This window comes from Flavobacterium galactosi (genome assembly GCF_048158585.1).
In the GTDB taxonomy this organism is placed as follows: Bacteria; Bacteroidota; Bacteroidia; order Flavobacteriales; family Flavobacteriaceae; genus Flavobacterium; species Flavobacterium galactosi.
The window spans coordinates 327,855-340,656 of sequence record NZ_JBLNKV010000005.1 but is presented as its reverse complement, the minus strand read 5'-3'; the positions used below and the strand labels follow the sequence as shown (position 1 = coordinate 340,656).

Here is a 12,802-nt window from a genome sequence, read left to right as displayed (position 1 = left end):
AATACGGATTATGGCAAACAAAATAACAGACATGAGTAAAATTAGAAAAGTAATTAAATTCTATTGTGACGGAAAAAGCAAGTTATTTATAAGTAGCTACTTATCCCTTTCCAGGAATACGGTAAAGAAGTATATTTCTTTATTTGAAGTTCTCGGATTAAGCTTTGAATTAATTGATAAAAAAACAGATGCAGAACTAGAGCTTTTGTTTTCACAGACTACTGTGGAATCAATTAGTCCCAAATTGCAGACACTCCATAGTTTTTTCCCTAAAATGGAGCGTGAACTAAAAAAAGTTGGCGTTACCATACAACATATGTGGGAACAATATATTGCCATAAACCCTGAAGGTTACAGGAGTTCTCAATTTGCTCATCACTACAAAGTATGGAGTAAACGAGTCAATCCCGTAATGCATATGAATCACAAAGCCGGTGATAAAATGTATGTGGATTATGCCGGAAAAACACTCTCCATTATTGATAACGACACTGGGGAAATCAAAGAAGTACAATTTTTTGTAGCTATCTTGGGAGCCAGTCAATACACGTATGCCGAAGCTTCCATGAGCCAGCAAAAGGAAGATTTTGTCACTTCGGTAGAAAATGCCATGCGTTTTTTTGAAGGCACTCCTGAGGCAATTGTCCCCGATAATTTAAAATCTGCAGTAATAAAAAGTAGTCGTTTTGAGCCAACAATTAATGAAACCCTGGCCGATTTAGCCCTACATTACGAAACTACAATCTTGCCAGCCAGAGCTTATAAACCCAGAGATAAGTCATTAGTTGAAGGAGCTGTTAAGATATTGTACAGAAGGATTTATGTAAACTTAAAAGAAACTAAATTCTTTAGCCTTGAAGAATTAAACCAGCAGATATGGGATTTATTGGATACTCATAACAGTCGAAAACTCACAGGACGCCCTTACTCTCGAAAAGAATTGTTTTTAGAAGATGAGAAACAAAAACTGCGCCCACTGCCACAAGAGCGCTTTGAAATCAAATACCAATCCTTTGCAACGGTAATGCAAAACGGGCATGTCCAATTAAGTCAAGACAAAAATTACTACAGTGTTCCATATCAGTATGTAAAGAAAAAAGCGAAACTCTTGTATACAAAATCAACCGTAGAGATCTATTATAAATACAATCGAATAGCTGTCCATCAGCGGAATTACAAACCTTATGTCTATACCACAACCCCAGAGCATTTAGCCAGTACACATCAATTTGTAGCCCAATGGAGTGCTGCTCGATTTATTGATTGGGCAAGTAGTATTGATGAGTCAGTGGGAGAATATATTATGCAGATAATCGAAAGCAGAAACCATCCTGAACAGGCTTATAAAAGTTGTTTAGGAATACTAAACTTCGAAAAAAAGGTTGGTAAGCAGCGATTAATAAATGCCTGTAAACGGGCACTTGATTTTAGAATTTACAATTTTAAGACCATACAGAATATTTTAGAAAACAACTTAGACCATATTGATTTTGAGCGAGAACCCGAGCAGGAACTCCCGAATCACGGTAACATAAGAGGAAAACATTATTATAACTAAATTAAATCTTGAAAACATGAATGAATCCACAGTAACAAAAATGAAACAAATGAAGCTTTATGGTATGTTCAATGCTTTTAAAACAGCCATTGAAAGCGGGAAAACAGACCACTACACGCTAGATCAGTTTGTATCGATGATTATTGATGCGGAATGGGACGAAAGACACAATCGTCGTATTGAACGCAGTATCAAGAATGCCAGATTCCATTATAAATCAAATATTGAAAGCGTCAATTTTGATGTATCACGCAATCTTGATAGAAACATGGTTCTGCGTCTGGCAGAATGTGAATTTGTAGAAAAAAATGAAAACATCTTAATCACGGGAAGTACAGGTGTAGGTAAGAGCTATTTAGGTACAGCATTGGGTTATCAAGCCTGTATACAAGGTTTTAAAGTGAGTTATTTTAATACATCGAAGTTGTTTGCTAAATTAAAAATGGCCAAAGCAGATGGCTCTTACCTGCGAGAGCTTGCTAAAATTGAAAGGCAAGACGTCATTATACTTGACGATTTTGGACTCCAAGCATTAGACAGTCACAACCGAATTACCCTTTTGGAGATCATTGAAGACAGGCATAATAACGGTTCTATAATTGTGACATCACAAATCCCAGTACAAGGTTGGTATGATATAATTGGTGAAAAAACTATAGCTGATGCAATATTGGACAGGCTTATACATCAATCCCACCGGCTCGAATTACATGGGGAGTCTATGAGAAAAAAAAGAGGCATAAACAAAGGGTAATATTTTAAGTATATTTGAATACTAATTAACAGATGAAAAAGAGTAGTTTTTAATGAAAAATGGAGGTGGTCATTTTGCTCCGGAATTAGGTGGTCATTTTGAATTGGAATCAGGTGGTCACTTTAAATTGGAATTGGGTGGTCAATATCACTGGAATTTGCAATTTATACCTGAAAGGGTATAAATTATGTGATTAAGACTTAATTTTCAATAATTCCTTTTATAATGGAAAATATTTTCTTTAAATAATATTTTACTGGAAAATAACAGCAATTAATACCCTTAAAATTCATTTTACTGGAAAAAAGTTGAGGTCTTCAAATTTCATAGGCTATCTATACTGGAAAATATTTTCCAAAAAGCCTATTATACTGGAAAATTAAATCTAATTTTGTATGTATAAAGCATTTATAATGGAAAATATTTTACCAATACAACTTCAAGAGGTTGTTTTTGCTTCAAGTGACACAGCAATAAGTAAACAAATTTCTAAACTGGAGAAAACAGGAAAAATTAGAAAAATTGCCCCGCGTATTTATACATCAAATTTTACGGATACTGATGAGGTTATCATCAAACGAAATATCTTTACTATTCTTGGTAAATTATATCCGGGATCACTATTGAGTCATCGGTCTGCTTTAGAATTTAAACCCACTTCGGAAGGACACATTTTTGTAACGTATACCTATACTAAGAAAATAGAATTACCGGGCATAACTATACGCTTTCTTGAAGGTATGTTTCCAATTGAGGGAGATAATCCCTTTTCAGGAGAATTGTTTGTATCACAACAGGAAAGAGCATTATTAGAAAACTTGCAATCATCTCGTCAAATTGGCCCTACATCCAAAACGATAACGCTTCCCGAAATTGAAAACAAATTAGAACAGATTGTTCAGTCAAAAGGGGAAGAAGGTTTAAATCAATTTAGAGATAAAGCCAGAATAATAGCTGAAAAAACAGGAATGCAAAGTGAGTTTGAAAAATTAAACAAATTAATTAGTGCATTATTAACAACACAACCATCAAAAATACTAACATCACCACTTGCAGTAGCTAGGGCATTAGGAAATCCGTATGATAAATCTAGAGTAGAACTATTTGAAAAACTATTCATAGAATTAAAACAAAATGAATTTAAAAATTGTTCGGACAAAAATCTTGAGATAACTGCATTCCGGAATTTCTCATTTTTCGAAGCCTATTTTTCCAATTACATTGAAGGTACAATATTCGAAATAGAAGAAGCAAAAAGCATTATTCAAACCGAAACACCAATTCCAAATCGTGATGAAGATTCTCATGATATTTTAGGGACTTACAAATTAGTAAGCAATAAAAGAGAAATGAGTGTTACACCCGCAAACCATGATGAGTTGTTGCATATTTTGCAATACAGGCATAAAGTATTGCTAAGTGCTCGAACGTCTAAAAAACCTGGAGAATTTAAAGATAAAAACAACCGGGCTGGTGAAACGCATTTTGTTGACCATACTTTAGTTAGAGGAACAATAATCAAAGGATTTGATTATTACCAAGCACTCTCAGAACCCTTTTCAAAAGCAGCTTATATTATGTTTATGATAAGCGAAATACATCCTTTTTTAGACGGTAATGGTAGAATTGCTAGAGTAATGATGAATGCTGAATTAGTCAAAGCAGAACAAACAAGAATAATTATCCCAACTGTGTATCGAGATGATTATTTAGGCGCATTAAGACGTTTAACTCGCAATCAGGATCCAACAGTTTATATAAGAATGTTACAAAGAGCACAAGATTTTAGTGCAACAATTTTAGGAGACAATATGGAAACTATTGAAAAACATTTAGAATTGAGCAATGCTTTCAAAGAACACGACGAAGCCAAATTAAAAATAATTCAATAAATAATTTACCGCTATTTTAGTATGAGCGAAAGTAAAATAAAAGATGAAATCCTTAAATACTGCTTAATAGAGGGTATTCATGATAATTTTACCATAGCTACCGAAGTTATCAAAGATGTATTTCCTGAAATGACTAATCAAGAAATGCTATACTATATTTCAGAAATAGGAAAGCATCCTGAGATTAAAATTGACTATTTTGATCACAATGAAACGTATGTAATACAAGTTGATATTGCAACCAAAAAGTTTATTGAAAATGGAGGTTTTTCTAAAATAGAGGATATTGAAATCAAGAACGAGGCGAAGAAAATCAAAAAAGAAAAGTTTGAATTTGCATTAGCAGAATCAAATTTAGAAGCCAATAAATTAAACAAAAAGGCCGCAAAACAAAACCTCAAAAACGAGAGAAGTAATAAAATTACAACTTGGATTAACATCGCGCTTGGGGTAATAAATATTGGTTTATTAATTTGGCAAATAGCGAAAAAATAAAGCTATTCTAATTAAACAATATATCTATTTAAAATCACGGGCAATCAAGCGGTCTCTCTTCGGTCGTTCTCTTTGTTCCGTTCGGCAGCTCCAGTCGGTTATCGGCAGAAAAAGCCTCCTCCCTCCGTTCCGCAGACACTACGCAGCACAATAAAAATAGTAGCTTGAAAATAAGCAGCTATTTTTATTGCGCCGCTTCGTTCCTCATCTTCACACGTTCTCTACCCTATGTTCGGCGGGGCTAGTACATCCACAATACCGCTTCATTCCGTTACACTCCGCAGGCTACGCTCCACTGTATTCCAGCAGTATGGTGTCTGTCGCCCCTTATTTTTTCAGCGGTTGCTCCTTCGCACAGCCATCGGGGTTGGCTCCGTTAGCACTTTGCCCTAAATCAAGGAACGCCAAAGGCAGTCTTATATTTTTTCCCCCCCGTTTCACGCTCCTATCCCTTCTCTCCTCTTCGTCCCGCGGAAAAAGCGGGACTACGCTTCGTTCCCGGTCTAGGGTGGCTGTTCGATTGCCGCAACCCCGCCACTGCGCTCCTCGAAAAATAATAATTTCCGCTATCGCTACAATCATTATTTTCTGCGGTGCTTGGGGGTGTTTGATTGCCGTTTCCACAAGAACTTCCCTGAAAAAACTAAACAAGAACATCTGTCTTCGAAAAAAATAAATAAAAAGAAAGTAAAGGTAAGTTCCGGTTTCTTAAAAAGTAAAGTTCAAGCCCTCCGGGTTTTTAATAAAATCTCCACCCTTTAACCTGAATTCATTTCAGGTTCTTTTTTATAAACCAATCTCCGCTTCTCAACACGTTCCCGATTATAAGTCGGGTAGTATTTTATTAAAAAAACGTGACTTTTTGAAACCTCCACTTTAGAGACGACTTTCTTTTTTTTCTTTTTTTCTTTTAAAAATGATGTGGTGCCGAGCAAAGCGAGGCACATAATTTAAATCCGAAGCCATGCCAAATTTTGTTATTAAAACCCACCAAAAAAACGCTCTTTACAAAGGAAAAAAAATCTACATCCTCAACAAAGGAATGAACAGTGGCAAGCCACAGAAAGAGCCATTTACAAATAGCTTTGTAATCTTATTTCAAAATGAAGAAGATGAGGAAACGGTTTATTGGTTGGCCTATAGTCTATGGAAATCGAAATTCTGGCACCAATCGCTTATTGGATCCGTAATTCCATTTTTACGTATTTATGATTTCAAAAAGGAATTTGATACAAAAGTAAATGAAATGCTGCAGGAACACGAGCTGCACAAAAAACAAGTCCAGGCGTTGAGGTTACTGGAACAAAGAGAGGACCAATTACATCAGAATATTGTCCTTATAAACGAAATGAGAAGGGTGATATTATCTAGGTATTGCAAAAAATATTTTTTAGACATCAATGAGCAAGTAAAGATTAACAACAACTAATTTATTTTCTTATTGCAGAGATCTGTTTAAAAAAGTTTATCCTTCACTTCTCTAACCTCTCTTCTCAAATCCATTATTATTTCTTTCAAACTTTCCGGGCTCAAATCGTCAGGTTTAAATTCTTCAGTAGCAAGACTGCAGGCAAATTCCCAAATTTCAAGGATTTCAGAAGCTTTGACTTCATACGATTTATAATAGGCATTATCCGAATGAAGCATCAAGGCATTTTTTCCGTTTTTATTCAATCGTTTGTAGACAATTCCTTCGTTTTTGGTCAGCAAGATATACGTCTTCCCATCCATAACATCCCCCAATTTTTCAACATAACGACCTACAATAAAAAAACCACTTTTATGGGGTGGCATAGAATCCCCATCCACAGGAAATGCCCTGAATTTGCCATTGCGTAACCACGGCAACGAAATATGCTGCAGGTTTTCAATAAATTCTGGGTCGGAATAACCGGTAAGATAACCAGCCCTCGCTTTATGAGGAACAATTTCAATAAAATTATCTCCTTCCTTATCTACGGTAATGGGCAACAATATTCTGTTATCCTCAAGTTTTAACAAATCATCCATAGGTATTTTCCGCACATCAACAGAAAGCAACAGGTCAATACTGATGTGGTAATAATGGGCTATTTTCTTGAGTATTTCATAAGGAGCTTCCGAAGTCCCATCTTCGTATTTTACATATCGCCCCCGCGTGATTAGAAGGCTTTCAGCGAGCTTTTCCTGTGAAATTTTCTGTTTTACCCTAAGGTTCCTGATGTTGTCGGAAAATAAAGACATAGCTATTTTGTTATAATTTGTAACAACAAATATAATAAAATTTGTTACAATCTATACTAATTTTGTAAAGTATAAAAAAGGAGAGGAGCATGGAAAGAGCAATTGTACACATGGATTTAGATACATTTTTTGTGTCTTGTGAGAGACTGGGGAATTCAAAACTGGAGGGAATTCCTTTAATTATTGGTGGCGGGGATCGCGGCGTAGTGGCTTCTTGTTCCTATGAAGCCCGCACCTTCGGAGTGCGTTCGGCAATGCCTATTAAAATGGCACTCCGCCTCTGCCCGCAGGCAAAAGTGATGAAAGGCGATATGGAACTGTACTCCAAATTATCGCATAACGTAACCGAAGTGATCCAAGAAAAAGCACCAATTGTGGAAAAGGCCAGCATCGATGAATTTTACCTCGATATTACCGGAATGGATAAATTCTATGGGGGCTACAAATGGACCAACGAACTGGTACAATCCGTTACCAAAGAAACTGGTTTACCGATAAGCTTTGCTTTATCGGTAAACAAAACCGTTTCCAAAATTGGTACCGGCGAAGCCAAACCAAAAGGTAACTTAGAAATACCGGAGCATAAGGTACGGTCTTTCTTAAATCCGCTTTCCATTCAAAAAATACCCATGGTGGGCGATGTTACTTTTCAACTATTATCCCGAATTGGTATCCGCAAGATTCAGACCCTTTCAGAAATGCCGGCCGAAGTATTACAACGAATGATCGGTAAAAATGGCATCGAAATATGGAAGAAAGCCAATGGAATAGATAACAATCCGGTGGAACCCTACACGGAACGGAAATCCATTTCAACGGAACATACTTTTAGTCAGGATACCATTGACATTCCAAAATTAAAATCGATACTGATCGGAATGGTAGAAAAATTAGCCTTCCAACTACGCTCCGAAGAATGGCTTACTTCCACTGTGGTGATCAAAATTAGATATTCCAATTTTGATACGGAAACCAAACAATGCAAAGTACCCTACACCTCAGCCGATCACATGCTGACCAAAGCCGTTACCGACTTATTTGATAAAGTCTACCAGCGTCGCATGCGACTCCGTTTAATAGGAATTCGTTTCAGTGGACTCGTCAGAGGCACCTATCAAATCAACTTATTTGAGGACACCGAAGAAATGCTATCGCTATACCAAGCCATGGACAAAATGAAAAGCCGGTATGGTTTTGATGCCGTAATGCGGTGTGCCGGAGCAACATTCAAACCCAATAACAAATCGGAAATTTTAAAACGTAAATTATAATCCAATGTACCTCAACTGTCATTCTTTTCATTCCCTACGCTACGGCACCATCCCGCTCACCGAACTGGTACAGCAGGCAGTTATTTGTGGGGTAAAAACTATGGCGCTGACCGATATTAATACCGTCACAGGGATTTACGATTTTATAAAAACCTGCGAAGAGGTAAATATTAAGCCTCTTGTTGGTATAGAATTTCGCTGCAACCATCAATTGCGTTATATCGGCTTGGCTAAAAATGCCGATGGTCTCGCCGAAATGAACCGTTTTCTGACCAAACATAATTTTGAAAATAGCCCTTTGCCTTTGACTGCTCCTTCATTTAATTCCGTATGTATTATTTATCCTTTCGAAAATAGGCCAATGGAATTAAAAGACCAGGAGTATATTGGCATTACTCCCGATCAGCTTCCCAAATTATTTCTACCGGAATGGAAAGCTTTGCTTCACAAAATGGTGATTTTGCAATCCGTCACCTTCCGGACTAAAAGAGAATTCAACCTGCATAAAATCCTGAGAGCTATTGATACCAATGTGATCTTGTCCAAATTGACTGTGGATGATTATTGCAAAACATCTGAAGTAATGATTCCTTTGGAGGAATTGTTGGTGAAATTTGAGGAGTATCCGCAAATCATTGCAAACACACAAGAATTGATGGATGAGTGCCATTTTGAATTCGACTTCAAAACACCCAAAAATAAAAAATATTATTCCGGAAGTCAGGAAAGTGATAGGCAACTTTTGACGAATCTCGCTCAGGAAGGATTATTCAAAAAGTACGGTGTCGATAATTCACAAGCAACAGCAAGAGTGGAAAAAGAATTAAAGGTGATTGATCAATTGGAATTCAGCGGTTATTTCCTAATCACGTGGGATATCATTCAATACAGCACGAGTCAGGGCTTTTTACACATTGGTCGCGGCAGCGGAGCCAACAGTATTGTAAGTTACTGCCTTGGCATCACAGACATCTGCCCTATTGAATTGGATTTGTATTTTGAACGCTTCCTCAATGTGAACCGCAAGAGTCCCCCCGATTTTGACATTGACTGGTCCTGGAAAGAACGCGATACCATTCTACGATACATTTTTGATAAATACGGTGCCGATCATGTCGCTTTCTGTGGTACCAATGTGGAATTTAAATACCGCTCCATATTCCGGGAAGTGGGCAAAGTGTTTGGGCTGCCAAAAGAGGAATTGGATCTATTAGCCAAAAACCCGATGCAGTTGCATGATAAAAACCCAATAGTAAAGTTAGTCCAAGAATACGGGATGTTACTCGAAAAATACCCCAATCAACGAAGCATGCACTCCTGTGGCATTTTGATCTCAGAAGAACCTATTACCAATTATACGCCACTGGAAATGCCCCCGAAAGGGTTTCCAATCGTTTTGTTCGACATGCACATTGCCGAAGATATTGGTTTTGAAAAATTTGACATCCTTAGCCAGCGGGGTATTGGTCATATCGATGACAGTGTGAAACTGATTGAGAAAAACAGAGGAATTAAAGTCGATATCCGAGATACTTCATTGTCAAAAAATGAGGCCAAGGCCAATTATTTTCTAAGCCATGGAAAAACAATCGGGTGTTTCTATATCGAAAGCCCGGCCATGCGCGGATTATTGCGCCGTCTCAAATGCGATAACTACAAAACACTTGTTGCGGCCTCCTCCATTATCCGCCCGGGTGTAGCCCAATCCGGTATGATGAAAGAATACATTTTCCGACACAACCATCCCGACAAGTTCGAGTATTTTCATGAGGTATTCAAAGAACAGCTCGGAGAAACCTATGGGGTGATGGTCTATCAGGAAGACGTCATTAAAATTGCCTTACATTATGCAGGACTTCCCGCAGCCGATGGAGATATTCTGCGCCGTGCCATGAGTGGTAAAGGGCGTTCTAAAGCAGCATTGCAAAAAGTAAAAGACAATTATTTTGCCTGCTGTGCACAAAAAGGACATCCAGTAAAGTTGAGCGAAGAAATATACCGACAGATTGAATCTTTCGCCGGCTACTCTTTCTGTAAGGCGCACTCCGCTTCTTATGCTGTGGAAAGTTACCAGAGTCTTTACCTCAAGGTCTATTACCCTATTGAATTTATGGTAGCGGTCATCAATAATCAGGGTGGTTTTTACCGTACCGAAGTGTATGTTCATGAAGCCAAAATGTCTGGTGCAACTATTCAGAATCCATGCGTAAACAAGAGCGACTATGAGACTACCCTATACCGCATCGACGTCTATCTCGGTTTGATGCATCTGGAAGGTTTGGAAAGTAAATTAGCGCATTTTATAGTTAATGAGCGGGAGAAAAATGGTGAATTCAACTCTTTGGAAGATTTCATCAACCGCATCCCCATAGGTATTGAAGGCATACAGATTTTGATTTTTATCGGAGCCTTCCGCTTTACCGGAAAAACAAAAAACCAATTGCTGGTGATTGCCAGACTCATTCTGGTAAACTTCAAACCCGAAAACCGAAACCTGATGCTGCTACAGGAACCAATTAAAGAATATACGTTGCCAATACTCGAACGCTCCCCTTTTGAAGATGCTTTTGATGAAATCGAGCTGCTGAGTTTTCCGGTCTCCTGCACCCCATTCGATTTATTGCAGACAAAATATCGGGGGGACGTAATGGCTAAAGATTTATTAAGTCACCATAAAAAAACGGTAAAGATGCTAGCCTATCTAATTTCAAGAAAGCATGTGCCCACCAAAATGGGAACCATGTATTTTGGAACTTGGATCGACATAGAAGGAGAATATTTTGACACCGCACATTTTACAAAAAGTTTGGAGAAATATCCGTTCCAAGGTGGTGGCTGTTATTTGCTTCTGGGAAATGTTGAAGTGGACTATCATTTCCCTACCATTACCGTTACCAAAATGGCTAAAATGCCGTTCATTCCTGATCCGCGGTATTCTAACACAAACGACAGACAATATAAAGTACACGAACAGATTCGGGAAGACGTCAGCATGACCCATCGGGCACCGTATCCACAGGAGCATGAGATTAACCTGCCGAGACATAAAATGAGTACATGATAACTAGTAACACTTATGCAAAATGATACTTTTCAATGACACCGAAATATTTGCATCAGGCAGTCGCGGAAAAAAGTTTTTTGACCTCTTTAGAATGCAAAACAAATAATCAATACTTTAGTAATCCCGTTTGCCAAAGGCAACTTAAATAAAAAAATGGCTGATAACAACGAACTAATCCGATTTTTAGAGGCACAAAACCAAGTGTACCTAAAAGCACTTTCTGAAATAAAAAAAGGTAAAAAGGACACCCATTGGATGTGGTATATCTTTCCCCAAATTAAAGGACTGGGTTCTAGCGAAACGGCACAGTATTATGGAATCAAAGATTTGAATGAAGCTACTGCCTATTTACAACATCCCATTCTGGGCAAACACCTAGTTGAAATTTCTGAGGAAGTATTCAATCTCAAAGAAAAAACAGTAACACAGATATTTGGAACTCCTGACGATATGAAATTACGATCATGCATGACATTATTTGCAAACGTCAAAAATGCCAATCCGGTATTTCAGAAGGTTTTAGAAAAATATTTTAATGGAATACCTGATGAACTTACACTAGAATTGCTAAACAGGAAACGATGATAATAAATCGACAGTATTTTGTGGATAACTTCAGAACACTAGAGGATGTTCGCTATTATTTTATTAAAATAGCAGTCACTTAGTGTCAAAAACAATGAAAGCCCATTCCTTTTCGGTTTGGGCTTTCATTTTGTTTAATTCTAGGTCACCACAACTCGAATTAAACTATTTTTTGTGCTTCTTGATAAAAAATTTGAGCACCATTGATATTCCAAAACTAACTATTGCTCCAATCGTTGCTAATAAAACAGTTTTCAAAACATCTTCCGAATGTAAATTCGGTACAACACTCAAAAACGTACCGCCAGCGGTACTAATTAATGTTGGATTACTGGATTGCATTAGCTTCTTCGCTGATGGTAGTAATCTGGCTTACAGCCGATAGTACACCACCAGCAACAGCCAAATAACCTCCAATTGAACTAATAACAATAGGTAAAGCAACTGGTGCTGCTAGAATAGTTCCGCCAACAGCAGCCAATGCCAATCCTATATTTCGAAGCACTTTAAAAAATTTAGGAGTTGGAGCTTTTGCTCTTTTTACTATATTCATAATTAGAATTTTAAGATTGAACAATTAATAGAACCTTTTCCTCTCGCTCCAAAGTTTTGTAAACTAAATTTTTTAACTTAACAAAAGCTTGTTTGGATTGAAGACCTAAACCAGGTCCGGAAAATTTCGTTACCGGAGCAATACAACCATTTAATTCTTTTTGAGCATTATTGGCCGGATGAAACAAAATCAAACTTCTGTTTTTTACATCAACCACTTCGATATGCCATTGAAATTTCCGACTGTAACGCTTTCTCAATAAATATTTCCCTTCCGGAATGCAGGAAACCCTTCTCTCATTATTTATCCAAGGTAATTCAATTGTACAACAGATGAATTTACCTTCATATTCGAGTTTTCCATTAGTTCCATCAGGGAAATAAGTTCTGGATAGTACTAAAACCATC

Annotated in this window: 12 protein-coding genes; 9 read left to right on the top strand and 3 right to left on the bottom strand. The window is 37.4% G+C overall.

Annotated features, from left to right (window positions below):
• Nucleotides 1-10: 10 nt before the first annotated feature.
• From istA to ACM55M_RS12960, 6 genes are all read left to right on the top strand, one after another.
• Nucleotides 11-1,558: an IS21 family transposase gene (istA, locus tag ACM55M_RS12985; protein ID WP_416858094.1), complete on the top strand. Its 1,548-nt coding sequence runs from the start codon at nt 11-13 to the stop codon at nt 1,556-1,558.
• 16 nt (nt 1,559-1,574) lie between these two features.
• On the top strand, nt 1,575-2,312 hold the full coding sequence (istB, locus tag ACM55M_RS12980) for an IS21-like element helper ATPase IstB (protein ID WP_219319283.1): 738 nt from the start codon (nt 1,575-1,577) through the stop codon (nt 2,310-2,312).
• 52 nt (nt 2,313-2,364) lie between these two features.
• Nucleotides 2,365-2,496, top strand: a complete 132-nt coding sequence (locus ACM55M_RS12975; RefSeq protein ID WP_416858093.1) for a hypothetical protein — start codon at nt 2,365-2,367, stop codon at nt 2,494-2,496.
• A gap of 229 nt (nt 2,497-2,725) precedes the next feature.
• Nucleotides 2,726-4,204, top strand: coding sequence for a Fic family protein (locus tag ACM55M_RS12970; protein WP_416858092.1), 1,479 nt, complete (start codon nt 2,726-2,728; stop codon nt 4,202-4,204).
• 21 nt (nt 4,205-4,225) lie between these two features.
• Entirely contained in the window at nt 4,226-4,699 is a 474-nt protein-coding gene (locus ACM55M_RS12965; RefSeq protein ID WP_416858091.1) for a hypothetical protein, read from the top strand.
• A gap of 964 nt (nt 4,700-5,663) precedes the next feature.
• The gene (locus tag ACM55M_RS12960; RefSeq protein WP_416858090.1) at nt 5,664-6,128 is read left to right on the top strand and encodes a DUF6943 family protein; all 465 of its coding nucleotides are present in this window, start codon (nt 5,664-5,666) and stop codon (nt 6,126-6,128) included.
• Between the two features lie 26 nt (nt 6,129-6,154).
• On the opposite strand, the gene ACM55M_RS12955 is transcribed toward ACM55M_RS12960, so the two are convergent.
• On the bottom strand, nt 6,155-6,922 hold the full coding sequence (locus ACM55M_RS12955) for an XRE family transcriptional regulator (protein WP_416858089.1): 768 nt from the start codon (nt 6,920-6,922) through the stop codon (nt 6,155-6,157).
• Nucleotides 6,923-7,011: 89 nt separating this feature from the next.
• Between ACM55M_RS12955 and dinB the strand changes: the two genes are divergently transcribed.
• From dinB to ACM55M_RS12940, 3 genes are all read left to right on the top strand, one after another.
• Nucleotides 7,012-8,193, top strand: a complete 1,182-nt coding sequence (gene dinB / locus ACM55M_RS12950) for a DNA polymerase IV (RefSeq protein WP_416858088.1) — start codon at nt 7,012-7,014, stop codon at nt 8,191-8,193.
• A gap of 4 nt (nt 8,194-8,197) precedes the next feature.
• Nucleotides 8,198-11,254, top strand: coding sequence for a DNA polymerase III subunit alpha (locus tag ACM55M_RS12945; RefSeq protein ID WP_416858087.1), 3,057 nt, complete (start codon nt 8,198-8,200; stop codon nt 11,252-11,254).
• A gap of 156 nt (nt 11,255-11,410) precedes the next feature.
• Nucleotides 11,411-11,842: a DUF1810 domain-containing protein gene (locus ACM55M_RS12940; RefSeq protein ID WP_416858086.1), complete on the top strand. Its 432-nt coding sequence runs from the start codon at nt 11,411-11,413 to the stop codon at nt 11,840-11,842.
• Between the two features lie 328 nt (nt 11,843-12,170).
• Here the strand turns inward: ACM55M_RS12940 and ACM55M_RS12935 are convergent, their stop codons facing one another.
• Both ACM55M_RS12935 and ACM55M_RS12930 read right to left on the bottom strand, forming a co-directional pair.
• Nucleotides 12,171-12,395 carry a hypothetical protein gene (locus tag ACM55M_RS12935; protein WP_416858085.1) on the bottom strand — a complete coding sequence of 75 codons (225 nt, stop codon included), beginning with the start codon at nt 12,393-12,395 and terminating at the stop codon, nt 12,171-12,173.
• Between the two features lie 10 nt (nt 12,396-12,405).
• Complete coding sequence (locus tag ACM55M_RS12930) at nt 12,406-12,801, bottom strand: DUF5675 family protein (RefSeq protein WP_416858084.1); 396 nt, start codon at nt 12,799-12,801, stop codon at nt 12,406-12,408.
• Between the last annotated feature and the right edge of the window lies 1 nt (nt 12,802).

Coding starts and splice junctions, on each gene's coding strand:
- ACM55M_RS12960 (WP_416858090.1), top strand. CDS start 5,664: ATGCCAAATTTTGTTATTAAAACCCACCAAAAAAACGCTCTTTACAAA.
- ACM55M_RS12945 (WP_416858087.1), top strand. CDS start 8,198: ATGTACCTCAACTGTCATTCTTTTCATTCCCTACGCTACGGCACCATC.
- ACM55M_RS12935 (WP_416858085.1), bottom strand. CDS start 12,395: ATGAATATAGTAAAAAGAGCAAAAGCTCCAACTCCTAAATTTTTTAAA.
- istB (WP_219319283.1), top strand. CDS start 1,575: ATGAATGAATCCACAGTAACAAAAATGAAACAAATGAAGCTTTATGGT.
- ACM55M_RS12965 (WP_416858091.1), top strand. CDS start 4,226: ATGAGCGAAAGTAAAATAAAAGATGAAATCCTTAAATACTGCTTAATA.
- ACM55M_RS12930 (WP_416858084.1), bottom strand. CDS start 12,801: ATGGTTTTAGTACTATCCAGAACTTATTTCCCTGATGGAACTAATGGA.
- dinB (WP_416858088.1), top strand. CDS start 7,012: ATGGAAAGAGCAATTGTACACATGGATTTAGATACATTTTTTGTGTCT.
- ACM55M_RS12970 (WP_416858092.1), top strand. CDS start 2,726: ATGGAAAATATTTTACCAATACAACTTCAAGAGGTTGTTTTTGCTTCA.
- ACM55M_RS12940 (WP_416858086.1), top strand. CDS start 11,411: ATGGCTGATAACAACGAACTAATCCGATTTTTAGAGGCACAAAACCAA.
- ACM55M_RS12955 (WP_416858089.1), bottom strand. CDS start 6,922: ATGTCTTTATTTTCCGACAACATCAGGAACCTTAGGGTAAAACAGAAA.
- istA (WP_416858094.1), top strand. CDS start 11: ATGGCAAACAAAATAACAGACATGAGTAAAATTAGAAAAGTAATTAAA.
- ACM55M_RS12975 (WP_416858093.1), top strand. CDS start 2,365: ATGAAAAATGGAGGTGGTCATTTTGCTCCGGAATTAGGTGGTCATTTT.